The organism is Rickettsia canadensis str. McKiel, assembly GCF_000014345.1.
GTDB lineage: Bacteria > Pseudomonadota > Alphaproteobacteria > Rickettsiales > Rickettsiaceae > Rickettsia > Rickettsia canadensis.
In genome coordinates, this window is the sequence record NC_009879.1 from 657,245 (window position 1) to 681,352 (window position 24,108).

Consider the following 24,108-nt stretch of genomic DNA (forward strand, 5'->3'; position numbering starts at 1 on the left):
CGGTTACTTTATTTTAGTGTTAGATATAAAATTGGAATGGCTTTGTTGTATGACTTTTAAAAAGTATTCAGATTTAGATCCCCGGTAAAAATGGGGGTCAAACAATATCAAAAATTGTTTTGATATATCTATTTTACCAAATATACACCTAATATTAAGGTTATTTTTTGGATTCCCGCTTACGCGGGGTCGAGCAATACAACAACCTTAATTAAAATTGACTATATAATATTTATGGAACAATTTGAAGCATATAGTTTATTATTTGCTGATAGTTTTGTCTCAAATCTTGTTATTGGTTTTCAGAATGAATTAATATTTCATTCTATGAAAATGTTTGGGGGCTATAATAGTTTAATAATGCTGCTAGTAGCTACTTGTGCTTCTCTTAGCAGTAATGCAGTTAATTATATTTTTGGAAGAATAGTTTTAAATATCTTTTATGCTTCCAAAAATGAACAAAATATTTTGAGGTATAAAAATTTAGCAAAACTATATTACACATATGAGATATTTATACTTTTCTTAATGGCGTTTGCTTTTTGGGGAAGCTTTATTTCTTTATTCTCCGGTTTTTTTAAAACCAAATTTTTAAAATTTTTAAGTATTTGTAGCTTAGCTAAAATATGTTATTATGTCCTAACATTATATTATATTCTATAATTTATGATATGAAAAAATTAACTAAAACCAATGCTCATAGACAACAAAAATTAGCAAGTATTATAAATGAAGTATTAATTGAAATTCTAAGGCGTGGTAAAATGCTGGATATCAGACTTTTTAACTGTCCTCTCGCTATTACGAAAGTTATAGTGACTGCTGACTTAAAAATAGCTAATTGTTATTTCTTACCTTTTAATACTAAACTAACAATAGATGACATTATGGATGCATTAAATAATTCTAAAAATGCTATCAGAAATTTTGTTACTAATAAAATAAATATGAAATTCTCGCCTGAGATAAGATTTCATTACGATCACGGATTTGATAATGCTATAAAAGTGGAAAAGTTATTAAAAAATATCAGTCTAAAAAGACGAGATAAAGATAAGTGAATAAATAAGGTGCTAGGAGATATAAACTCAATCATTGAAAACAATAATTATTAATTATACTAAAACGCTTTAAAAATTAAGCTTTAGTACAACAACTCCCTAACATAAATAGACTACAGGCTATAATTGCTTTGCAATGATGGAGTTTAAACATCATTTACAAAAAAATAATATTATAATAATTAAAATAATCAAGATATTTTAGTGATTTTTAAACTTTAAGTTTAACGCAAATAAAAATAAATGCTTATTTTTATTAAATAACTTTAAAAGATTGTTTTTTTATATTAAGATATAAGAATCATCTTTTAATAAAAATAAATAGAAAATGTCTCCTCAAATAATAGAGTTATTAATTTTTGCACTTATTGCCTTTTTTATTATCAATAAATTAATTACGACTCTTGGTTCTACTGCAGAGGAGGAGCAGACAAAGCAAAAATCTTATTTTGGCGAACCTGTTATTAAAGATGTAACTTATAGTGCAGTTAAATCTAATAAAGCAGAAAAAAATTTGCCAACAGTTGAAGATATTAAAGCTTTTCAAGATATAATAGTGGAGCAAAATATAACTGCGGTCGTAGATGGAATGGAACAAGTCCATAAACGCCTTTACTCATTTGATCCGGTTAAATTTATAAATAATGCTAAAACTGCTTTTCAAATGATTATAGAAGCTGCTTATAAAAAAGATACTCAAGAATTATCTGAGCTGGTAGATAAAAGATACTTGGAAGAATTTGAAAAAATAACACCATCTTACGGTGATTTTTTTGATTCATCGGCTTTAAGTGCAAAATATTCGGAAATTTACCTGTTCGGTAACAACATATTTATTAAATTATTATTCCAAGGTAAAAATGTAGTTGACAAAATTGAAGATTTAAAAGAAGAATGGACATTCACACGTAATGCTAATACCAAAGAAGTTGATTGGTTCTTAAGCAATATTGAAAAAGTGTAGCTGTTATTGTGGCTTGAATATCATTGCCGTAAAACTGGCATCCAGTAACTAAAAAGTATAAACACACTAGATTTTAAAATTAAAAGCTTGAGTTAGCTCGCTTTTTTCTAGATTCCCACTTTCGCGGGAATGATATCAAAAGAACCACAAAATTAAATAACAAACTCTATTAGTAATGACAAAATTTTCCTATATTATAGCTATTATATTAACAATAGTTGTACTTTTTATGTTTCAAAATCAAACCACGGTAGCAGGTAATAACAATCAAATAATCCCAAGAAAAGTTTTATTTGGTAATCCTGATAAAACAAGAGTTTCTTTAACTCATGACGGTAAGTATATTCTATATATCGCACCAAAAGACGGTATCTTAAATATTTGGCTCGCACCTGCAGATAATATTAGTAAAGCTACAGCCATAACTCATGATAAAGATCGTGGAATAAGAGACTATATAGTGGCTTATAATAATAAGAATATTATATATTCTAAGGACCATAAGGGTGATGAGAATTTTAGACTATATAGTTATAATATAGAAACAAAAGAAACAAAATTAATCACTCCTGCACATGATGTTAGAGCAGGTATAGTTGCAGTAAGCTATAAAAATCCTAATGAAATATTAATAGATTTAAATGAGCGTAACCCTAAATATTTTGATGTTTATAAATTAAATCTAGAGACTTTAGAAAAAGAGCTAGTACTAAAAAACGAAAAATTCAGAGGTTTCATAGTAGATAATAATTTACACATAAAGTATGCTGCTGCACCTGATAAGGACGGAGGCACAGAATATTATGAGCTAAAAAATAATAAATGGGAATTATTTACTAAAATATCAATGGAAGATTCAGTAAATACTTCTATTTTAGGTTTTGATACTAGTGATCAAATTCTCTATATGCTTGATGGGCGTAACCGCAATACTGCGACACTTAAAGCTTTAAACTTAGCTACTGGTAAAGATGAAATATTAGCTGAAGATTCAAAAGTCGATATTAGCTTATTTACAGTTCATCCTATCAAGCAAACTCCGCAAGCAGTATCCATAAACTATGATAGAGTTTCATACAAGATATTAGATAAAGATATTGAAGGTGATGTTAAATATTTGCAGGCACTTGATCGCGGTGATTTAATTATTAATAGCAGGACGTTAGACGATAACACTTGGATTGTAGCTTATAATAGTGATAATGCACCGGTGAAATATTATAAATATGATAGGCAAAATAAAAAAGCTGAGTTTTTATTTACTAACCGTAAAGAACTTGAGCAATATAATCTTGCTAAGATGATACCGGTAATTATCAAGTCACGTGATGGACTTAATTTAGTTAGCTATATCACTTTTCCAAATTATATAAAACTTGATGCAAATAATATCCCCGATAAAAAATTACCGCTAATAATTAATGTTCACGGCGGTCCATGGGTTCGTGATAGCTGGGGGTATAACCCTGAGCATCAATGGCTTGCTAATCGTGGCTACGCAGTTTTAAGTATTAATTACCGTGGTTCTACAGGCTTTGGGAAGGATTTTGTTAATGCTAGTAACCTCGAATGGGGAAGAAAGATGCATTATGATTTACTTGATGGAGTCAACTGGGCAGTTAAGAATAATATAACCGATCCCGATAAAGTTTGTATTATGGGTGGTAGTTACGGTGGTTATGCAACTTTAGTCGGTCTTACTATGACACCTGATATATTTGCTTGTGGTATTGATGTTGTAGGTCCTTCAAATTTATTAACCTTAATTAAAAGTGTGCCGCCTTATTGGGAACCGGCCTTAAATGAATTCAAAAAAAGAATTGGATCTTGGGACAACGAACAAGATATAGAATTTTTAAACAAACGCTCTCCTTTAACATTTGTTGATAATATTAAAAAACCACTTTTTATTGCTCAAGGAGCTAATGATCCTCGTGTAAAACACACAGAATCCGATCAAATTGTAAATCGCATGAAAGCAAAGCATATACCAGTAGTTTATGCACTTTATAATGATGAAGGACATGGCTTTGCAAAACCTAGCAATAGAATATCTTATTATGCTCTTGCCGAACAGTTTTTGGCCAAGATTTTAAAAGGAAGAGCGGAAAATATAGGAGATGACTTAAAGAATGCTAATCTCATTCTAAATGATAAAGACAAAATCACCGGTGAAGAGGCAGAAAAGATTATAGATACAGCAGTTGGTAATTAATATTTGTTGCATGGCTCGATTTTTTATTTTCATCCCGTAATCTTGTAGCAGGATTTAGGGATACAAGCCTGTGGTCAAGCCACCAGTATGACCTTAATTAACAATAACTATCTTCTTTACAGTTTAAATATTAGTTATTATACTGTACTTTAATTATTTAAATAAATTATTTAAAATGAATATTCATGAATATCAAGCAAAAGAGATTTTAAGAAAATACGGTATACCTACTTCCACCGGACTAGTTGTGACGAAAACCGAACAGATTAATGAAACTATAGATAAGTTAAATACGGAAGTATATGTAGTTAAGGCACAAATACATGCTGGCGGTAGAGGTAAAGCGGGTGGTGTTAAGGTTGTTAAGAGTAAAGAAGAAGCCAAGAAAATTGCTCATGACATGTTTGGCATTAATTTAGTAACACATCAAACAGGACCTCAAGGACAGAAAGTAAAACGTCTTTATATTGAATCAGGTTGTGATATTTTAAAAGAATATTATTTTAGTATCGTATTTGATAGATCAGCTAGCTGTATTACTTTCATAGCTTCTACCGCAGGAGGAGTTGATATTGAAGAAGTAGCAAAAAAAACTCCGGAAAAAATTGTTAAATTTTCTGTTGATCCTGCAACAGGTTTACAAGATTTTCATATGCGAGGCATAGCTTATGAGCTAGGCTTTAAGGATAACCAAGTTAAACAGATGAAAGAAATAGTAAAATCGGTATATAATGCTTTTATTGAAACTGATGCAACACAAATTGAAATTAATCCTTTAATTGTAAAAACCGACGGTGATCTACTCGCTTTAGACGCAAAAATCACTTTTGATGAGAACGCCCTATTCAAACACCCTAATGTCACCGCCATGCGTGATTACGATGAGGAAGATCCTCTAGAAACTAGAGCGGCAAATGCAGGACTTAGTTATGTAAAAATGGACGGTAATATCGGTTGTATGGTTAACGGTGCCGGTCTTGCCATGGCTACTATGGATATTATTAAACTTTACGGTGCTTTGCCTGCTAATTTCTTGGATGTCGGCGGTGGAGCCGATTGTGAGCGTATAAAAGAAGCTTTTAAAATAATTTTATCTGATAAAAAAGTACAAGGGGTCTTAGTTAATATTTTCGGCGGTATTATGCGTTGTGATATTATATCGGAAGGAATTATTGCAGCTGCAAAAGAAATAGATATAAAAGTGCCGTTAGTGGTTCGTTTAGCCGGTACAAACGTTGAAAAAGGCAAAAAAATTTTATCAAATTCTGGTTTAGAAATAATAACGGCACATGATTTAGCAGATGCCGCAAATAAAATAGTTGAGGCTATAAGCTAGAAGCATGGCTCCCGCGTAGGCGGAAATCCAGAAAAAAATAACCTTACCATTCTATAAAAATTATATATTTAACAAAATAAACATATAAAAACCTACTTTTTATATGTTTTACTTGATCCACACCTACGTGTGAATGATATAAAATGATAATACAAATCAAATAAAAACTTATAATATATAAAATTAATTTTTAACATGTCAATATTAATAAATAAAAAAACAAAAGTAATCTGTCAGGGTTTTACAGGGTCACAAGGAACTTTTCACTCTGAACAAGCGATAGCTTATGGTACTAACATGGTTGGTGGTGTTACACCGGGCAAAGGCGGTGATACTCACCTTGATTTACCCGTATATAATACTGTACATGAAGCAAAAGCAAAAACCGGTGCAAATGCGAGCGTTATATATGTTCCACCCGGCTTTGCTGCTGATTCGATATTAGAAGCAATAGATGCCGAAATTGAAGTAGTAGTATGTATAACGGAAGGAATTCCGGTACTTGATATGGTGAAAGTAAAACGTGCTTTAGTCGGTTCTAAAACTAGATTAATTGGTCCTAATTGTCCGGGAGTTATAACACCAGGAGAATGCAAAATCGGTATAATGCCAGGATATATTCATCAAAGAGGAATCGTAGGTATTGTTTCAAGATCAGGTACTCTAACATATGAAGCCGTTGCTCAAACAACAGCAGTAGGTCTTGGACAATCTACATGCGTCGGTATAGGCGGCGATCCTGTTAACGGGACTAATTTTGTTGATTGTATTGAGATGTTTTTGAAAGATGATGAAACAAAAGCAATTATTATGATCGGTGAAATTGGTGGTAATGCAGAAGAAGATGCATCCGACTTTATCAAGCAATCAAAAATCAAGAAGCCTATTGTTAGCTTTATTGCAGGTATTACAGCACCTCCCGGTAAAAGAATGGGGCATGCCGGAGCTATTATTGCCGGAGGAAAAGGAAGTGCCGAAGATAAGCTTGAAGCTCTACAAAGTGCCGGCATCACTATTACTAGATGCCCTGCCGATATCGGCAAAACTATGTTGGATTTGTTAAATAAAGGTTAAAGTTATTCAATACCAATCAATGTCCATGCCTGCGGTATTGGCTTTTATTGCATTAATACTCAAGTCATCATTTGTGATCGGGGGTGTTGGTTATGTTAATTGGATTTTTCATTTTCATCCTGCGATTTGATCGCGAGATCTAGAAAAAATGTGCTTTAGATACAGATAACAATGCTTTCTTGCGAAAAAGCAGGAATCCAAAATAAGCTAACTTAATTTCTCTATAGAAGAGGTAATGTTATTAATTTTTTGTAAATCATCTTGTGTAAACTCTTCTTAATTAATCAGCTTTATAGAGTTAATTACCTCAAGTGCAAACCATAAAGCTTTTATTTTTTTATCCATCATCAAATTCTTTTAAAAGATCAAGCAGTGCTTCCACTTTAGCAATAAAATTATTTAAACTGATTTTGTTATTTTTATATTCAGAAGTAATTTGTTTAAGCAATAATAATTGCCTTAATTCATAGTAGTTTTAGTTATAATATTTAGCATATTACAAATATAAAAATTTGTGTTTTTATATTTTTGTTTATTCTCGCTTCTACAGGAATGACATAAACAACCCTTCGGCCTTGTTGTATGGCTCGATTTTTTCACTATCTCTCATGACTTGTGAATTAAGATTAGTTTAAAATACTAGAACTATTACTACTTTAAATTGTATTTACCGTGGCAAGGCCATGGGTATACATTTATCTCTTCTTAAAAACTCTTATTATCCCTAATGTCTTTAACTATGTTTAGTAATTGTGGAAAATCTATTAACCCCGGTATTAATGTTGTATCAATTATATACGCAGGTACTCCTTGGATTCTAAGGTTTCTAGCTATTTTTATATTTTGAGTAATTAAATCTTTAATCTCGGTACTATCGGCAGTTTCATCAATTTCCGTAGCATTTAAGCCATTCTCGGTTAATAACTCGTTTATGGATTCTTTAGAAATATTTCTTATTTTCATTAATTCATCATGCACAACTTTAAATTTGCTTGAATTAATCTTATAAATCGCTAAAGATATTCTTGCGAGATATTCGGAAGCATCTCCAAGGATAGGGAGTGGTCTTAATACAACTTTAACTTTTTGATCATTTTGCAATAATTCATTTATAGACATATTGCCTTTCCTACAGTAAGAACAATTGTAATCATAAAAAGCAATGATTGTTACATCACCGTCTTTATTACCTATAATAGGAAAGCGTTGGCTATCTTCAATACCTAAATTATTATCTTTTAGATAATTATTAACTTTAGTCTCATTTTCCTGTACTTTACGTTTTTGTAAACCTTGTATTGATTCAATTATTATTTCAGGAGTTTTAAGCAAATAATCTTTGATTATTTCTTGTATTCTTTCCTCTTCATATTTTCTTGCATTATCACTTTGTTGAACCTCCACAGAAAACCACTTTGTAGAATAAGTTTTCATTGTTTTGAAAATAAATAAAACACCTATAATAATTACGAATATAGCCAATACTTTACCTATAATATGCTGCATAAATAACCTTTAACTTTAAATTGTATATTATCTTGACTTTATTTTTGTCTTATCAATCTGCTCTGATCTCTTTGCCAATCTTTTTCTTTAATTGACTCTCTTTTATCATATAATTTCTTACCTTTAGCAAGACCAAGCTCAACTTTCACTTTGTTTTTTTTATTAAAATACATAGAAAGAGCTACTAGCGTATAGCCTTTTATTTTAATTTTACCGATAATTTTCTTCATCTCTTTAGTATGCAATAATAATTTACGCGGTCTTCTAGTAGCATGATTAAATTTGTTTGCTTTTTCATATTCTGCAATGTGACAGTTATATAAGAATAGCTCATGTCCGGTATCGCCTGCATAACTTTCTTCTATGGAAGCTTTACCTTGACGCAGAGACTGCACTTCACTACCCTTTAATACAATACCTGCTTCTAATCTTTCTTCAATAAAATAATTAAAAAGTGCTTTCTTATTTTGTGCAATAACTTTCTTATACCTGGTCATATTTTTATAGATAGTGATGTTATAATGTTTTCAATTTGTTTTTTAGTCTTATAGCTTGCCTCAGTGAGAGGTAATCTAATTTTATTTGCACATAAGCCTAAATAATGTGCAGCATATTTTATTGGGATTGGATTAGATTCTACAAATAAAGCTTTATATAAAGGTAGTAATCTCTGATGGATTTCAAGAGCTTCTTTAACATCATTCTTATACCACTTCTCTAATAATTCTTTACATATATTGGGAACAATATTTGAAGCTACCGAAACCCAACCTACCCCACCTTGAGCGTTAAAAGCTAAAACTACTTCATCATTACCGGTTAAAAGATTAAAATCTTCTTTAACTATTGTTCTAATCCGCATAGGACGTTCTAAATCTACTCCACAATCTTTTAATGCTAAAATACGTGATAGCTTGCTAAGTCTTAATATTGTCTCATCAGAAAAATCTACTCCGCTTCTAGTCGGTGCAGAATATAACATAATAGGTATATTACATGCTTCATGCAACGCTTCAAAATGCTTATAAATCCCTTCTTGAGTAGGTTTTATATAAGACGGGGGGCTAGCCATAAAACCGTCAACCCCAATTTTTGTAGATTCCGCTGCAAGCTCTCTTGCATAAGCAGTATTATTTGATGAACATCCGCTTATTATAGGAATACGCTTATTAACGATTTCTAAGCTAGTTTGCAGTAATAATTTATATTCTTCAAAGCTTAAATTACTACATTCCCCGGTTGAACCTGCAATTAACACCCCATCGACTTCATATTTTATTTGATGTTCTAAAATTTTCTCTAAAGCATCTAAATCTAATGTATTATCTTTAAAAGGGGTTATAGCTGCGGTAATTAAACCTTTAAATATATTATGCATAATTTTTAATTATTAATGTCACCCTGTGGCCCCTCCACGGGATCTAGTTAAAATCCTAAAACAAGTTGCTGATATGGATCACGTGGAAGGGCCACGGATGAAAGCTTTTTGAACAGTATCTCTACTCCCTAACAATATAATCATATTCTTTTTTTAGGGTATTTGCAATTTGATGATCATTGAAAATAATCTTTTTTTTGCCCAGGTCTATAGAATTAATATTTTGTACCTCGATTGCGGTCCCTGTAACAAAACATCCAGTAAAACTCTCTACTTGCTCTAATTTCAAACGCTCTTCTTTTACTTCTAGACCGAAATCTTTTGCAATTTCAATAATAGTTTGTCTTGTTATGCCGTTTAAAAATCTATCAGCAATTGGAGTATATAATGTTTGATCTTTAACAAAGAAAATATTTGTTGTAGTACATTCAGCAATATACCCCTCATAATCAAGTAATAATGCATCATCATAGCCAAGAGCTTTAGCCTCTTTTTTACTAGTTATTGCCATATTATATTGAGCAGAGGATTTAGATTGTAATGGCGTGCTATCAGGCATTGCTTTACGCCAACGGCTTATATGTAAATTGATACCTTTCTCAAAAGCCCTTGGCATAGATGGAATACCAGCAATCAAAAGATTAGTGGATAAATCAGAATTAGTAATATTTAGCGATTCGTCTCCGCACCAAATAAGTGGTCTTATATATGCATCCTTAATATTATTTTGTTTTATTACAAGTTCATGAGCTTTCATTATTTCATCCACACTATAAGGTACTTTCAAACCTAATGCTTCTGCTGATTTTATTAACCTTTCCGTATGTTCTTTTAGTTTAAAAACTTTACCGTTATAAGCTCTCTCACCCTCAAATACCGATCCTGAATAATGCAGGCTATGAGTTAAAACATGGATCCTTGCAAATTGATAAGGAACTAAATCACCGTTAATCCAAAAATGCCAAAAAATTTGCTCTAGTTTTATCATTGTCATTAACCTATTTTTATATTAAAGTAGAAGTAATTTAGTTTCATTTTTTATATCATCCATATTCTTTTATCCCACAGACTTGATCACGGGATCCAGTTTAAAATACTAAAATTTATTAGTATTTTAAGTTGTTTTTTGGACCCTGTGGTCAAGCCACGGGGGTAACACAACGGATTTTTACCTATCCACATAACGATATCTTGGGGAAATGACATAAAATGAGCAACAAAGTCAATGTTTCAAATTAAATGAGTATACATGCATACATACAAAGCACACATTTTAATTGTTGATGATGATAGCAGAATATTAGCACTTTTAAAGCAATTTCTAAATAAAAACGAGTTTTTGGTATCAACAGCAAACTCAGTCATAGAAGCTAAAAATCTATTAAAAACTTCTAGTTATGATTTAATTATTTTAGATATTATGTTACCTGAAATAACTGGGCTTGATTTTGCTACTACTATAAGGGATGCAGGCAATAATATTCCTATAGTTATGCTTACTGCATTATCAGAAGCTGATGACCGTGTTAAAGGACTTGAAGCCGGTGCCTCTGATTATATAACTAAACCTTTTGAACCAAGAGAATTATTATTACGGATAAATAATTTAATTAATAATTATAATAACTTTAAAAAAGAAACGAATATAATTAAATTCGGCAATAATTTCTATAATTTTGATACAAAAGAATTTACCAAGAATAATCAAATTGTATCTCTTAGCTCTACCGAACAAAAATTACTTGAGATATTAATAAAAAATTCCAGTAAATCCATTAGTCGTTTTGAACTTTCAAAAATTATGGGCGGACTTAGTATGCGTTCTATAGATGTACAAATTACTAGAATAAGAAGTAAAATAGAAGATAATCCAAAAGAACCAAAATATTTAAAAACTGTGCGTAATGAGGGTTATGCACTTTATATCTAAATTATTACCAAGAACACTGTTTATACGGTTCATGTGCATTATAATCATTCCGATTTTAATAGGACAAATAGTTGCTATATTCTTGTTTTACGATCGTCATTGGTATAATGTTTCATATTATACTAGTACTATTATTATCAATGAAATAGAATCGCTGATTAAAGAACATAAAAATAATACAAGAGAGATAACGCATTTATCGGAACATTATCTTAATTTATCTTATCAGTTTCAGCTTAGTAAAAAGTTACCTATAAAACAGCCTAAATTAAGTGAGCCTTTAACTATATTTAAAAATATTTTAGCTACAAAAATCCATGAAAAAAATATAGTTAAACTAAATAAAGAAAATAAAATTGAAGTATTTTTAGAATTAAAAGATGGAATATTATATATTACTTTTCCTGCAAAATTATTACTTAATCCTACGGTATATATTTTTGTTTTATGGATTATATCTTTAACTGTTATATTACTTTCCATTTCTATTATTTTCTCTAAAAATCAGATTAAATCAATACTTGCTCTTGCAGATAGCATGGATAAATTTGGTCAAGGTGTTTTAAAAGGTAAAAATTTTAAACCATCAGGAGCCTTAGAAATAAGAAAAGCAGGACTTGCCTTTTTAAAAATGAAAGCTCGTATTGAAAAACAAATTACTAAAAGAACCACTATGCTTGCTATGATCTCACATGACCTTAGAACTCCTTTAACAAGAATGAAACTACAACTTGAATTAATGGAAGAAAATGAAGAAATCAAAGGGTTAAAACAAGATATATTAACTATGCAGCAAATGATAAATTCTTATCTAGATTTTGCTAAGGGTGAAAGTACGGAAAAATTTGAAGAAATTTTATTATTACCTTGGATGGAACATTTTTTAAACAAATGGTCGCATGTATATTCTGGTAAAATGAGCAATGGTTATACGAAAATCAACTTGGAAAAGAGCAAGGAGTCTGTAAACCAAGGAGCGGAGCGTATATTAATATGTGAGCATCCAAGGACTTACAACGACGACGTATCCAATTTTTCAAGTTCATCGAATATAAATATTGAATTTATCAAATCTACTAATTTCAATAAATTAGAAGTACGAATTAAGCCAAATTCTTTTGCAAGAGCACTGTCTAATTTAATCGGTAACGCTATAAAATACAGCACTAAAATTAAGATATCTTTAAAAGATAATTCATCTACCGTAGCTATAATTATTGAGGATAACGGTCCTGGTATAGATGATGCGGAAAAACATTTTGTATTTAAACCATTTTATAGATCGGATAAAGCAAGACAGATTGATAATGCAAGTAACGTAGGACTTGGACTTGCTATTACTAAAGAAATAATAAATGATCATAAAGGTTCTATTTACTTAGAAGATAGCAAGGATTTAGGCGGGTTATCGGTTAGTATTGAAATACCTAAAATATAATTTATAGTTTTAATTTTTAATAATGACTAATATAAAACATTTAGCAATAGTAATGGATGGTAATGCACGTTGGGCAGACCAAAATAATTTACCGAAATCTACAGGACATAGAACCGGTGCTGATAAAATTCGTGAATTACTACCAGAGTTTATTAACTTTGGGATACCTTATATAACTTTATATACTTTCTCTTCTGAAAATTGGCAACGCTCAAGCACAGAAGTAGATTTCTTAATAAAACTATTCAGTATTTATTTAAAAACCGAATTAAACAATTTACATAAAAACGGCATCAAAATAAAAGTAATAGGTAGGCTTAATTTACTTAATAGCTCATTGCAAAAACAAATAAATAATGCTATAGAATTAACAAAAAATAATAATAAAATAACGCTTTGTATAGCTTTTAGTTATGGAAGTCGCCAAGAAATAGTTGATGCCTGCACAAAAATTATTGCAAGCGGTAAAAAAGAAGTAACCGAGAACGATTTACAAGATGCTCTCTATGATCCTGAAATGCCGGATGTAGATTTATTAATAAGATCGGGTGGGGTTTATCGCATCAGTAATTTTTTACTTTGGCAAGCAGCTTATGCTGAATTATATTTCTCATCCAAATATTGGCCTGATTTTCATAAAGATGATATACAAGACGCTATAAATGATTACTCAAAAAGGAAAAGAACATTTGGCAAAAGATAAACAAAACATATATTTAAGAATTTTGTCCGGTATAATTTTAGTTCCGTTATTTGTCATAGCTATATTATGGTTTAAACCTTTATTCTATGGCCTCATGATATTAGTGGGTATGGGAATGTTAAGTGAATGGTATAATATGACCTGCTCTTCTACTACGTATTTATTACTTGGGCTAATTATTATTCCTATCCCTATAAGTCTATTAATATTATTACGTACGGAAGATACGAATAGCTGGCTTATTATGCTTTATTTTTGCATTATTTGGTCCGTAGATACTTTTGCAATGATTGGCGGCCAAACTTTTAAAGGAGCAATACTTACTACAAAAATTAGTCCTAAAAAAACTTGGAGTGGTCTGATTACAGGAATATTATCAGCGGGTATAGTTGCGGTATTAGTTAGTTTTATATCAGGATTTCATATTGAAAATTACTATTTTTCAAATAAAGTTTATTTGTTTATAATGAGTTGTATATTAGCATTAATAGCTCAATTAAGTGATTTATTTATTTCATATTTTAAGCGAAAATTTAACATTAAAGATAGTGGTCACATAATACCTGGTCATGGAGGAATACTAGACAGATTTGATAGTATTATTTTAACTGTACCTGTATTATTTTGTATAAGTAATATTATAGAATAATACTCTACATTATGAACTTTTTATGTCATTCCTGCAAAGTCATTGTTGCGTGGATTGAAAAACGCATTCGGTATCATACCATGGCTTGATCACGGTATCCAAAAAACATAAAAATACTAATAATTTTAGTATTTTAAACTGGATCTCGCTATAAGCGCCACGGGATGACAATACAAATTTACTGATACTATGATGCTTATGAATTTAATACATTTAAATAACAATTCTAAAAAAATAATTTTAAACATCTTTTTAGCTTTACTGCTTGGATATTTTGTTTTTCATTGCATATATGGCAACAAAGGGATTATTGCATATTTAAAAGTAAATAGACAACTTGAAAAAGCTTATGATGAATTAAAAGGCTTGCGAGCAGAAAGAGTAGAACTTGAACATAACGTCAAATTACTCCGCACGGAATCATTAAATAAGGATATGTTAGAAGAACAAGCAAAGAAAGTTTTAGGAGTAGCTGCTCCAAATGAGCAAGTATTTACAACAAAAGACATTCCTAACCAAAGGTAGATATCGTTATTGCGAGCGGTTGAAGATCGCGTGGCAATTCAGTAAAAAAAATGAACCATGTAACAACACTATTGATTAAAAGGAATTGAACATAAATTATGACCATTAAAATTTATCAAAACGACTTACCGAATAATTTTAGGCTTGGAGGTGATCTTGCTATAGACACCGAGACAATGGGACTAAATCTACACAGAGACAAACTATGTTTGCTACAATTTAGTAACGGCAACGGCGAAGCCCATCTTGTGCATTTTGAAAATCAAAATTATACCGCTCCTAATTTAAAAGCCTTACTATCAGATAAAAGCAGATGTAAGATATTTCATTTTGCAAGGTTTGATCTAGCAGCCATAAAAAAATATTTAGAAATTGAACTAGAAAATATCTTTTGTACTAAAATATCTTCAAAACTAGTAAGAACCTATACTGATAGCCACGGGCTTAAGGATTTATGCCGAGAATTGCTTAATATAAATATTTCAAAACAACAACAATCTTCCTATTGGAGGGCTGATAATTTATCTTCAGAGCAAAAAGAATATGCAGCCAAAGATGTACTTTATTTGCATCAGTTAAAAGATATTTTACAAAAAATGCTACTTAAAGAAAATAGATTTGAACTTGCACAAGATATTTTCCGTTTTGTACCGACAAGAGCTAATCTAGATTTACTTGGCTGGAACGAGATCGATATTTTCATGCATTAGATATATATTATAAAATTAACTAATCTTAATTAAATGATATTAATTTATTAATACTATTTATTGACTTCATGTATAAAACATATACACTATTCTAGTAGCTAATTGGTTTTTTAAATTATTTAGTCTACAGTTAATTAATAACTAAATAGGGGATCTTTATTACTAAGAAGACAAAAACAAACTGCAAAAGCACTCTTAAATCTATATGATTCGAGGTGTTACAGCTTTTGAAACACTACAAAAGAAATAGTAAGATATTTTAAGGTTGATGTCAGTATTTTTGTGCATTTTGGTCGGTAGTAGACCTATATAGAGGATCCGGTACATTCATTACACTACAGCAAGAAAAACATATAACTTTATCTGGTGTTGACTCTGACGTCACTACTACTGCTGGGGTACTAGCATACTAAAAAATAATGTAACAAGTTATTATAAAACTCTTGAGATGTTATTGTCATACCGGCGACTTGATCACGGTATCCAGTCTTTTTTAATTTTTTTTCTAGATACCATGGTCAAGCTACGGTATGACATTCTGGCTATTTTTTGACTCATACACTTCTTCACATCAAACAATAATATTCACAATTTTACGGGGAACAAAAATAATCTTCTTTGGTTCTGTCCCTTCTAAGAACTTTTGTACCTTTGGCAGATTGATGGTAATTTGCTTTATTTCATAATCACTTGCAGAATTATTAAATTCATAGGTATCGCGAAGCTTACCATTAACCTGCACTGCCATAACATATGTATCTAACTCTAGCATTGATTCATCAAATGCAGGAAAAGCTGTCTTATATAACCGCTCTTTATTACCAAGCTTCTGCCAAATTTCTTCAGTGATATGGGGTATGAACGGATTAAGTAGCTGTACTAGAACATTAAAACCATATTTTACAGTCTTAACATCCATTACTTCTTTACTAAACTCAGAGGATATAGCATTAGAAAGCTCACGCATACGTGCTATTGCTCTGTTTAGGGCAAAATGTTTTATATCCTCGGCAACATACTTTATCGTCAGATGTACTAACCTATTAAGCTCTTTATTAATGCCAGTTACATCATCTTTTAAAGAAGCTATCACCTTAAACATATGCTCAAGCTTATTAATAAAACGTGAACAGCCTTCAAGACCGCTCACCGACCATTCTAGATCTTTCTCAGGCGGACTATCTGACAGCACAAAAAGCCTAATAGCATCTGCTCCGTATTGCTTTTGCATAGTTTCAAGATCGATAAGGTTCTTTTTAGATTTACTCATCTTCTCTATACGTCCCTGCACGACAAGGTTACCACTTTTTTTATGAAAAAATTTATTATCCTTTTTTACTACTTCATCAGGATATAACCAATTATTATGCTCATCTTTGTAAGTGGCGTGTAATACCATCCCTTGAGTAAATAGCCCTTTAAAAGGCTCACGAACGCTTACGTAATTCTGTTCATTCATTACCTTAGTAAAAAACCTTGCATATAATAAATGCATCACTGCATGTTCAATGCCGCCTATATATTTATCGACAGGTAGCCAATAATCACAAGCTTTTTTATCAGTCATATCTGTAGCATGACTATTACAATATCTAGTAAAATACCAAGATGATTCAAAAAATGTATCAAAAGTATCGGTTTCACGAATAGCCGGCTTATCACATTTTGGGCAATTAACATGTTTCCAAGTAGGATGGTGATCAAGTGGATTACCGTGACCATTAAATTTTACATTATCAGGTAAAGTAACTGGTAAATCTTTGTAAGGCACCGGAACTATGTCACAAACTTTACAGTAAATCATAGGAATAGGACAACCCCAAAAACGCTGTCTTGAAATTCCCCAATCTTTTAGGCGATAATTTATACTACGTTTACCTATTTGAAGTTTTTCAATTTCCTTAATGACTTTTTGTTTTGCTTCATTATTAGTTAAGCCATTTAGAAAATCTGAATTAATTAAAATTCCGTCTTCCGTATAAGCGATCTTGTGCACATCAATATCTGCTTCGATTACTTGTTTAATAGGTAGATTCATTTTAACAGCTAATTCATGATCACGCTCATCATGAGCAGGACAGCCAAATATTGCACCCGTGCCATAATCCATTAACACAAAATTTGTAATAATAACTGGCAATATTATACTAGGATCAAAAGGATGAATAACATAAAGACTAGTAAGTATACCATCTTTTTCAGCCTTTTCTAGTTCACTACTTCCTGTAATATGCAAACATTTAGTTATAAAATTCGATATTTCAGGTGTTTTGGAAATTAATTTCTCTATTATTGGATGATTAAAAGCGATTCCTATAAAGCTAGCACCGAAAATAGTTTCGGGCTTAGTTGAAAACACCTCTATAATAGCATCCTCATTATCCTTAACTTTAAAATAAAAATTAGCACCTATAGACTTACCGATCCATTTTTCTTGCATAGACCGAACGGCTTCAGGCCACTCTTTTAAATTCTTAATTTCATTTAATAGCTCTTCAGCATAATCTGTGATTTTTAAGAACCATTGTTTTAAATAACGTTTTTCAATAATCGCACCTGAACGCCAACCACGCCCGTCTACAACTTGTTCATTCGCAAGAACAGTATTATCCACCGGATCCCAATTAACAAGCGCTTCTTTTTGATAAGCAAGATTTCGTTCATAAAGCTCTAAAAAGAATTTCTGCTCATATTTATAATATTGTGGATCACAACTATTGATCACTCTAGACCAATCATAAGCAAAACCCATAGATTTTAGCTGCTGTTGCATATTATCAACATTAGAATAAGTCCATTCTTTCGGATGAACATTATTTTTTATTGCAGCATTTTCTGCAGGCAGTCCGAAAGCATCCCAGCCCATAGGATGAAGCACGTTAAAGCCTTGCATATTCATGAACCTTGCTATAACATCACCTATAGAATAATTGCGTACATGACCTACATGAATTTTACCGGAAGGATAAGGCAACATTTCAAGCACGTAATATTTGGGCTTATTACACTCATTTGATACCTCAAAAGCTTTTTCGTCATCCCAAATTTGCTGCCATTTTTGTTCTATTTGATTCATATTTTTTCGTTGTATCTCTTCATTATTGTCACCCCACGACTTGATCACGGGTCCCAGTCTTTTCTTTTATTTTTTCTGGATACTGTGGTCAAAAGGCCACGGTATGACACTGAACACGTTTTTTACTCCACACAACAATGCCTACACGGGGATGACATCGATTCATGCGAGGATAACATATTACCTCACACTATTAATATATATGTCTCTAGCTTTTCTTAAAATTTTCTCCTCAAGCGTAATAGCAAGATTTGAAGTATTTTCATTAAGTATCCATTGTTTATTTTTACGCATTTCCTCAAATACCTTTACTTCAATTGAATCTGGACTTATTACATTGTCTTTAATAAAAATATTTATTTTAAATCGAAAATTAGGATTAGCACGTGGGCTATACCATTCTGTAATAATCACGCCGCCGTTTGAGTCAGTTGATGCAAGAGGAGCAAAACTTATAGTCTCTAATGCTGCTTGCCAGAGATATTGATTAACCAAACCTACTACAGCTTTAGTAGATTCATTTTTTACCCTACCTGGTCTAAAAACTAATCCTTCTTCACCTGCTATAGAACCTACCTCGTCCCATTTTTGCTCTCGTTCTGTTTTTGGATAATCATCCGCTAAGATACTAGTACTTATTGCACTAAGTATAATTACAATAAATAATCCGATAATTTTTTTCATAACTAATATTTAATTAGTGTGCTTAAGGAAAAATAATAGAGAAGCTTTGACTATTAGTCAAAAATTATTTAAACTCACTTTGGCTTAAGCGTTCAATTTCATTCTTAGCTAAAAGCATAAATCTTATATTGTCATACCTTCACTGGCATGACGACAAAAATATCTTCAGGATTCTCAGGAAATTTAATAAGTACCGGTGCTGAAACACCTGAAAAATATAATTCTACTAAATCTGATTTCACGGCTTTTAAGACATCGTCTAAATATTGGGGATTAAAGCCTATAGCTAAAGACTCATCACTATTATATTCATAAAAACTTTCCTTAGCTTGTGAAGAATTAATAACCTCTTGTGCGTTACCTCTTGCTTCACCGACAGCACTAATCTCTAAGGTTTCACGAGATAACAATAATTTTACTGCTCTAAATTTTTCAACGGTTATTATCGCTATTCGATCGATGCTATCTGCAAATATTTTTCGATTAATTACTAATTTTGAGCTGCTGCTTTCTGGAATAAAAGCACTATAATCAGGAAAAGTACCATCTATAAGCTTTGATAGCATAATGGTATTTTCATTACATATAAATTTAATCTTATTGCTACTCAATAACACTTCTATATCTTGGTTTATATTTTTAGGATCTTTAACTATTTTTAGAATTTCCTCTGCACTTTTCTGTGGTAATATAACACCAAAATTCTTTATTTGTTTTTCTAATGTTACCCATGAAATTGAAAGCCTATGCCCATCGGTACTTGCAGAATAAAACTCTTTATCTTTTATGTGTAAATAAACACCGTTTAAATTATAACGAGTTTCATCTAAAGAAATCGAAAATTTTGTCGATTCAATTATTTTAGCAAAATCCGTGCAGGAAATTTTAAAACTTGCTTCAGGATTAATACTGTCCATTGCAGGAAAAGAACTAACCGGCAAAGTAAATAAATTAAATGTACAATTTTTGCCTTTGATTTCAAGTCCTGTTGTACCAAGATCAGTTAATGTAAGCTCAGAATCGGAAAGCTTTCGGACTACATCGTTTAGAGTTTTAGTAGAAACGGTAAGTTCACCTTCACTTACTACCTGTACTGCTATTTTTTGACTTAAGTACAAATCCATATTAGTAGAACTAAGCTCTAGATTACCGTCTTTTGCTGATAATTTAATATTTGCATACTCAGGTATTACATTACGTTTTTCAATAACAGAACTTGCAAACCCTAGGGACTGAACTAACATTTTTGTTTCAACTATTAACTTTAACATATTGTTATTCTCTTAATGTTCCTTGAAATTTTTGTGAGGTAGCATTCACTAAATCTTTACTAAATGAATTTAAATCAGTATCAGACAAAGTGCGATCATCAGCTTGCAGCTCTACTTTAATCGCTATAGATTTTTTACCTTGAGGTAATTTATCACCGTTATAAATATCAAATAATATAACTGATTTGACAAGCTTTTTATTAAAATTATTTATGTATGAGATTATTTCACCGACACTATGATCTTGATCAACAATAAATGCGTAATCTCTAAAATTAGCTTGGAAATCCGATACTGCAAATTCTTCTCTTTTACCGAATTTAGCTTTTATTACAGGCAAATTCGTAATATTTAGCTCAAATGCAAATATTTCCTGATTAATATCATAATGTTTCAAGATTTTAGGATGTATTTGCCCAAAATGGCCTAATAAATTTTTTCCTAGGGCTAAATTCGCTGATCTAGTCGGATGATAATATTGTGGAGCTGCTGCCCCATTCGCTACTATACATTTATCTATAGATAGCCCTGCATAATCAAATACCTGCTCTAAATTACCTTTAAGATCAAAAATGTCATAACTACGTCCTGACGAATGAGGATTCTTATTATTATATGCACCGGTTATAATTGCTGTTAAATAACTAGCTTCCGTATTTAAATCTACAAAACTAGGTCCAACTTCAAAAAAAGCCATATCTTTTATAGAGCGTGCTAAATTTTTACTCACTATACTTAACAAATTCGGCAGTATAGTAGGACGCATATAATTATCTTCTACACTTATAGGATTAAGCAAAAATAACTCTTCTTTTAATTCAGCAAACAACTTTGCATCTTCACTATTCATAAAAGAGTTAGTTACTACTTCATCATAGCCTTTGCTTGCTAATATCCTTTTAAAAATAGAGATTATTTTATACTCTCTTAGCTTATTATTATCTTGCACTAGTTCAGGTAATTTTATACTCTCTATTTTATCATAGCCATAAATACGTGCGATTTCTTCAGCAATATCTTCTAAAATAGTTATATCGTGACGCCATGAAGGAGCTATTACTTTTATAACATCATCCTTAATATTTGTAATAAAACCTAACTTATTTAATATAGACTCTATATCTTTAATATTTAGTCTAATTCCTGTAATTTTTTCTAAATAGCATGCTGAAAAATCTAAAGGTGGTTTTTTTAGCTCTTTTTCACCAACCTTTACTATTTCCGATATTTCACCGTTCCCACATATTGACAAAATAAGATTAGTTGCTATATCCAAAGCCTTTTCTGTAAAATTTCTATCAATATTACGCTCATTACGATATCTAGCATCCGTATCAATTTGAAATCTTCGACCACTAGCTGCAACAATTTTAGCATTAAAGCAAGCAGCTTCGAGTATTATATTAGTCGTACTATCGGTACAACTACTATCAACCCCACCAATGACACCGGCAAGACCATGAATACTGCATTCATCTTTTATCACTAGATCATTTTCGGTAAGTAAATATTCTTTACCATTTAGGGCGTGGAATTTAACTATGTCACTTTTGTCATACCGTTGTCCAGTATCATCATCCCGCAACTTGACCGCTGGATCCATAGCACAACTTACAGCACTAGTAATTTCATTGGATCCCGTGGTCAAGTCACGGGATGATACTTGTTTTCCCTCGTAATAACGACCTACAATAATCACATCTTTTATCTTATCTGCATCGTAAGCATGCATCGGCTGCCCGAAGCTATAGGAAATGTAATTTGTTACATCGACTAAGCTTGAAATAGTTTTTACCCCGACATTTTTCAATAATTTCCGTAACCAATCAGGACTTGGTTTATTCTTTAAATTTTTTATTTCTCTAAATGTAAATAAAGGGCAGGCTTCTTTATCTTGCACGTTAAGCTTTATTTTAGAAGTAAATGTGCTCTTTATTTCTGGGATTTCTAACTCTTTAAGTGTTCCGAGTCCTTTTGCCGCTAAATCTCTTGCAACACCGTAAACTCCAAGTGCATCACCACGATTAGGAGTAACATTAATCACAAATATAGGATCATCTAAACCACAATATTTAGTAAAATTCTCTCCAAGCACAGCATCTTCAGGTAGCTCTATAATCCCTTCAGACTCTGAAGCAAGCAGCAATTCCTCTTCAGAGCAAAGCATACCGCAGCTTTTTTCTCCTCTAATTGTGGATTCTTTAATTTTAAATTTACCGTTTGGTATTTCTATTCCAATATTTGCAAGCACTACTTTTATACCTGCCCTTGCATTGCTTGCTCCACAAACTATTTGTAGAACTCCATTCTTAGTTTCAACATCGCAAAGCTTTAACTTATCAGCCGATGGATGAGGTTTAACATTTATAATATGTGCTACTTCAAATTTTTGTAACTCCTTGGCCTTATCTATCACCTCTTCTACTTCAAGACCAATAGCTGTTAGGACTTCGGCAATTTCAGCAACTGAAGCAGATGTATCTAAAAATTGTTTTAACCATGATAATGTAAATTTCATTTCGTTAACCCTCCAGCTAAATTCGGTATATCAAAGCCCCCGAAATTATAATGTTTAAGCCAGCGCATATCTCCTTCAAAAAATTGTCTTAAATCTTTAATATTATATTTTAGCATTGCAAAACGCTCTACTCCAAGTCCAAAAGCAAAACCTTGATATTCACTACTATCGATTCCAACATTCTTAAGCACGTTTGGATGAACCATCCCGCACCCTAAAACCTCAAGCCATTGATCATTTTTATTCATCCGAATATCAACTTCGGCAGAAGGTTCGGTAAACGGGAAAAAGCTAGGTCTAAAGCGTAGTTCAATATGAGAATTTTCAAAAAAGCTTCTTATAAATTCTGTGATAACGTATTTTAAATGCCCCATATTGATATTTTTATCAATAACAAGCCCTTCTATTTGGTGAAACATTGGCGTATGCGTCATATCCGAATCGGATCTATAAGTCCTACCTAGTGCTATAAACCTAAAAGGCGGGTTACCATTTTTCATAGCTCTAATCTGCACGGTTGAGGTATGAGTACGAAGCAGCATTGGCTTACTATCTTCCTGACCTTTTAAATAAAAAGTATCATGCATCTGCCTTGCCGGATGATCATCTTCAAAATTAAGAGCGGTAAAATTATGGAAAGTATCCTCAATATTCGGTCCATTGTTTATAGTAAAACCAAACTTTGAAAATACTTGTATTAACTCTTCACTACACTGCGTTATAGGATGAATAGAACCTTGTTTATATTTCCTTGCGGGGATTGTCAGATCAATTTTATCAGCTGCAAGCTTCAAATTTAATTCTTGTTCTTCTAAAATTTCTTCTTTAACTTTTATTGTATTCTGTATTTTATCTTTTAACTTATTGATTTTTAAGCCAAATTCTTTACGTGCTTGTTCATTTAAACTGCCTAACTTCTTAAGCTCACCAGTCACTATACCGTTCTTGCCTAAAAATTCTACTTTATATTCTTGCAGATCTTTTAAGTTTTGTACTAATAAGATTTTTTCCTCAGCAAGCCTTAATATTTTTGCTATATTTTCCATGGTTTTTTCTTACTTGTTTGTTTT

The 24,108-nt window shown here is 31.5% G+C and carries 20 protein-coding genes and 2 pseudogenes; 13 read left to right on the forward strand and 9 right to left on the reverse strand.

The genetic code is table 11. The annotated features are described in order from the left end of the window. Positions 1 to 234 precede the first annotated feature (234 nt). From A1E_RS02825 to sucD, 6 genes are all read left to right on the forward strand, one after another. Positions 235 to 663 carry a YqaA family protein gene (locus A1E_RS02825; RefSeq protein ID WP_012148763.1) on the forward strand — a complete coding sequence of 143 codons (429 nt, stop codon included), beginning with the start codon at positions 235 to 237 and terminating at the stop codon, positions 661 to 663. An 8-nt stretch (positions 664 to 671) separates the two neighbouring features. Beyond that, entirely contained in the window at positions 672 to 1,061 is a 390-nt protein-coding gene (gene rbfA / locus A1E_RS02830) for a 30S ribosome-binding factor RbfA (protein WP_041405280.1), read from the forward strand. A gap of 328 nt (positions 1,062 to 1,389) precedes the next feature. Continuing rightward, entirely contained in the window at positions 1,390 to 2,025 is a 636-nt protein-coding gene (locus A1E_RS02835) for a Tim44 domain-containing protein (RefSeq protein WP_012148765.1), read from the forward strand. Positions 2,026 to 2,200: 175 nt separating this feature from the next. Continuing rightward, complete coding sequence (locus tag A1E_RS02840) at positions 2,201 to 4,240, forward strand: alpha/beta hydrolase family protein (protein WP_012148766.1); 2,040 nt, start codon at positions 2,201 to 2,203, stop codon at positions 4,238 to 4,240. A 175-nt stretch (positions 4,241 to 4,415) separates the two neighbouring features. After that, the gene (gene sucC / locus A1E_RS02845; RefSeq protein ID WP_012148767.1) at positions 4,416 to 5,576 is read left to right on the forward strand and encodes an ADP-forming succinate--CoA ligase subunit beta; all 1,161 of its coding nucleotides are present in this window, start codon (positions 4,416 to 4,418) and stop codon (positions 5,574 to 5,576) included. 195 nt (positions 5,577 to 5,771) lie between these two features. After that, on the forward strand, positions 5,772 to 6,650 hold the full coding sequence (sucD, locus tag A1E_RS02850; protein ID WP_012148768.1) for a succinate--CoA ligase subunit alpha: 879 nt from the start codon (positions 5,772 to 5,774) through the stop codon (positions 6,648 to 6,650). 705 nt (positions 6,651 to 7,355) lie between these two features. On the opposite strand, the gene A1E_RS02855 is transcribed toward sucD, so the two are convergent. From A1E_RS02855 to A1E_RS02870, 4 genes are all read right to left on the reverse strand, one after another. Beyond that, on the reverse strand, positions 7,356 to 8,156 hold the full coding sequence (locus A1E_RS02855) for a DsbA family protein (protein WP_012148771.1): 801 nt from the start codon (positions 8,154 to 8,156) through the stop codon (positions 7,356 to 7,358). A 38-nt stretch (positions 8,157 to 8,194) separates the two neighbouring features. Next, on the reverse strand, positions 8,195 to 8,653 hold the full coding sequence (smpB, locus tag A1E_RS02860) for an SsrA-binding protein SmpB (protein ID WP_012148772.1): 459 nt from the start codon (positions 8,651 to 8,653) through the stop codon (positions 8,195 to 8,197). Further along, a complete protein-coding gene (gene dapA, locus A1E_RS02865) occupies positions 8,650 to 9,534 on the reverse strand; it encodes a 4-hydroxy-tetrahydrodipicolinate synthase (protein ID WP_012148773.1) in 885 nt (294 codons plus the stop codon). The genes smpB and dapA overlap by 4 nt, the downstream gene beginning before the upstream one ends. Positions 9,535 to 9,655: 121 nt before the next feature. After that, complete coding sequence (locus A1E_RS02870; protein WP_012148774.1) at positions 9,656 to 10,528, reverse strand: branched-chain amino acid transaminase; 873 nt, start codon at positions 10,526 to 10,528, stop codon at positions 9,656 to 9,658. A 255-nt stretch (positions 10,529 to 10,783) separates the two neighbouring features. Between A1E_RS02870 and A1E_RS02875 the strand changes: the two genes are divergently transcribed. The 7 genes and pseudogenes from A1E_RS02875 to A1E_RS02900 all read left to right on the forward strand — a co-directional run bounded on the left by A1E_RS02875 (position 10,784) and on the right by A1E_RS02900 (position 15,489). Further along, the gene (locus A1E_RS02875) at positions 10,784 to 11,464 is read left to right on the forward strand and encodes a response regulator transcription factor (protein WP_012148775.1); all 681 of its coding nucleotides are present in this window, start codon (positions 10,784 to 10,786) and stop codon (positions 11,462 to 11,464) included. Beyond that, positions 11,448 to 12,368: pseudogene (locus tag A1E_RS07455) on the forward strand (histidine kinase dimerization/phospho-acceptor domain-containing protein); the annotation flags it as partial. The gene A1E_RS02875 and the pseudogene A1E_RS07455, both read left to right, overlap by 17 nt. Positions 12,369 to 12,518: 150 nt before the next feature. After that, positions 12,519 to 12,902, forward strand: a pseudogene (locus tag A1E_RS07460) (sensor histidine kinase); the annotation flags it as partial. A gap of 22 nt (positions 12,903 to 12,924) precedes the next feature. Then, positions 12,925 to 13,605, forward strand: coding sequence for a polyprenyl diphosphate synthase (uppS, locus tag A1E_RS02885; RefSeq protein WP_012148777.1), 681 nt, complete (start codon positions 12,925 to 12,927; stop codon positions 13,603 to 13,605). Beyond that, positions 13,565 to 14,254: a phosphatidate cytidylyltransferase gene (locus tag A1E_RS02890; RefSeq protein WP_012148778.1), complete on the forward strand. Its 690-nt coding sequence runs from the start codon at positions 13,565 to 13,567 to the stop codon at positions 14,252 to 14,254. Before uppS ends, A1E_RS02890 begins: the two co-directional genes overlap by 41 nt. 189 nt (positions 14,255 to 14,443) lie before the next feature. Beyond that, a complete protein-coding gene (locus A1E_RS02895; protein ID WP_012148779.1) occupies positions 14,444 to 14,779 on the forward strand; it encodes an FtsB family cell division protein in 336 nt (111 codons plus the stop codon). A 98-nt stretch (positions 14,780 to 14,877) separates the two neighbouring features. Beyond that, positions 14,878 to 15,489 (forward strand): ribonuclease D, encoded by a 612-nt coding sequence (locus tag A1E_RS02900; RefSeq protein WP_012148780.1) that lies wholly within the window; start codon positions 14,878 to 14,880, stop codon positions 15,487 to 15,489. 571 nt (positions 15,490 to 16,060) lie between these two features. On the opposite strand, the gene leuS is transcribed toward A1E_RS02900, so the two are convergent. The 5 genes from leuS to pheS all read right to left on the reverse strand — a co-directional run bounded on the left by leuS (position 16,061) and on the right by pheS (position 24,084). Further along, positions 16,061 to 18,565: a leucine--tRNA ligase gene (gene leuS, locus A1E_RS02905; RefSeq protein ID WP_012148781.1), complete on the reverse strand. Its 2,505-nt coding sequence runs from the start codon at positions 18,563 to 18,565 to the stop codon at positions 16,061 to 16,063. Positions 18,566 to 18,745: 180 nt separating this feature from the next. Further along, positions 18,746 to 19,249 carry a DUF3576 domain-containing protein gene (locus tag A1E_RS02910; protein WP_012148782.1) on the reverse strand — a complete coding sequence of 168 codons (504 nt, stop codon included), beginning with the start codon at positions 19,247 to 19,249 and terminating at the stop codon, positions 18,746 to 18,748. 131 nt (positions 19,250 to 19,380) lie between these two features. After that, complete coding sequence (dnaN, locus tag A1E_RS02915) at positions 19,381 to 20,520, reverse strand: DNA polymerase III subunit beta (RefSeq protein WP_012148783.1); 1,140 nt, start codon at positions 20,518 to 20,520, stop codon at positions 19,381 to 19,383. A 4-nt stretch (positions 20,521 to 20,524) separates the two neighbouring features. Then, complete coding sequence (gene pheT / locus A1E_RS02920; protein ID WP_012148784.1) at positions 20,525 to 23,038, reverse strand: phenylalanine--tRNA ligase subunit beta; 2,514 nt, start codon at positions 23,036 to 23,038, stop codon at positions 20,525 to 20,527. Continuing rightward, positions 23,035 to 24,084, reverse strand: coding sequence for a phenylalanine--tRNA ligase subunit alpha (pheS, locus tag A1E_RS02925; protein WP_012148785.1), 1,050 nt, complete (start codon positions 24,082 to 24,084; stop codon positions 23,035 to 23,037). Before pheS ends, pheT begins: the two co-directional genes overlap by 4 nt. Positions 24,085 to 24,108: the final 24 nt, after the last annotated feature.

What these genes read in the sequence shown, in the direction of transcription:
- A1E_RS02900 (WP_012148780.1), top strand. Translation starts at nt 14,878, where the DNA reads ATGACCATTAAAATTTATCAAAACGACTTACCGAATAATTTTAGGCTT.
- A1E_RS02825 (WP_012148763.1), top strand. Translation starts at nt 235, where the DNA reads ATGGAACAATTTGAAGCATATAGTTTATTATTTGCTGATAGTTTTGTC.
- pheT (WP_012148784.1), bottom strand. Translation starts at nt 23,038, where the DNA reads ATGAAATTTACATTATCATGGTTAAAACAATTTTTAGATACATCTGCT.
- A1E_RS02910 (WP_012148782.1), bottom strand. Translation starts at nt 19,249, where the DNA reads ATGAAAAAAATTATCGGATTATTTATTGTAATTATACTTAGTGCAATA.
- dapA (WP_012148773.1), bottom strand. Translation starts at nt 9,534, where the DNA reads ATGCATAATATATTTAAAGGTTTAATTACCGCAGCTATAACCCCTTTT.
- A1E_RS02840 (WP_012148766.1), top strand. Translation starts at nt 2,201, where the DNA reads ATGACAAAATTTTCCTATATTATAGCTATTATATTAACAATAGTTGTA.
- A1E_RS02870 (WP_012148774.1), bottom strand. Translation starts at nt 10,528, where the DNA reads ATGACAATGATAAAACTAGAGCAAATTTTTTGGCATTTTTGGATTAAC.
- A1E_RS02890 (WP_012148778.1), top strand. Translation starts at nt 13,565, where the DNA reads ATGATTACTCAAAAAGGAAAAGAACATTTGGCAAAAGATAAACAAAAC.
- A1E_RS02855 (WP_012148771.1), bottom strand. Translation starts at nt 8,156, where the DNA reads ATGCAGCATATTATAGGTAAAGTATTGGCTATATTCGTAATTATTATA.
- A1E_RS02875 (WP_012148775.1), top strand. Translation starts at nt 10,784, where the DNA reads ATGCATACATACAAAGCACACATTTTAATTGTTGATGATGATAGCAGA.
- leuS (WP_012148781.1), bottom strand. Translation starts at nt 18,565, where the DNA reads ATGAATCAAATAGAACAAAAATGGCAGCAAATTTGGGATGACGAAAAA.
- A1E_RS02835 (WP_012148765.1), top strand. Translation starts at nt 1,390, where the DNA reads ATGTCTCCTCAAATAATAGAGTTATTAATTTTTGCACTTATTGCCTTT.
- sucC (WP_012148767.1), top strand. Translation starts at nt 4,416, where the DNA reads ATGAATATTCATGAATATCAAGCAAAAGAGATTTTAAGAAAATACGGT.
- sucD (WP_012148768.1), top strand. Translation starts at nt 5,772, where the DNA reads ATGTCAATATTAATAAATAAAAAAACAAAAGTAATCTGTCAGGGTTTT.
- pheS (WP_012148785.1), bottom strand. Translation starts at nt 24,084, where the DNA reads ATGGAAAATATAGCAAAAATATTAAGGCTTGCTGAGGAAAAAATCTTA.
- smpB (WP_012148772.1), bottom strand. Translation starts at nt 8,653, where the DNA reads ATGACCAGGTATAAGAAAGTTATTGCACAAAATAAGAAAGCACTTTTT.
- rbfA (WP_041405280.1), top strand. Translation starts at nt 672, where the DNA reads ATGAAAAAATTAACTAAAACCAATGCTCATAGACAACAAAAATTAGCA.
- dnaN (WP_012148783.1), bottom strand. Translation starts at nt 20,520, where the DNA reads ATGTTAAAGTTAATAGTTGAAACAAAAATGTTAGTTCAGTCCCTAGGG.
- A1E_RS02895 (WP_012148779.1), top strand. Translation starts at nt 14,444, where the DNA reads ATGATGCTTATGAATTTAATACATTTAAATAACAATTCTAAAAAAATA.
- uppS (WP_012148777.1), top strand. Translation starts at nt 12,925, where the DNA reads ATGACTAATATAAAACATTTAGCAATAGTAATGGATGGTAATGCACGT.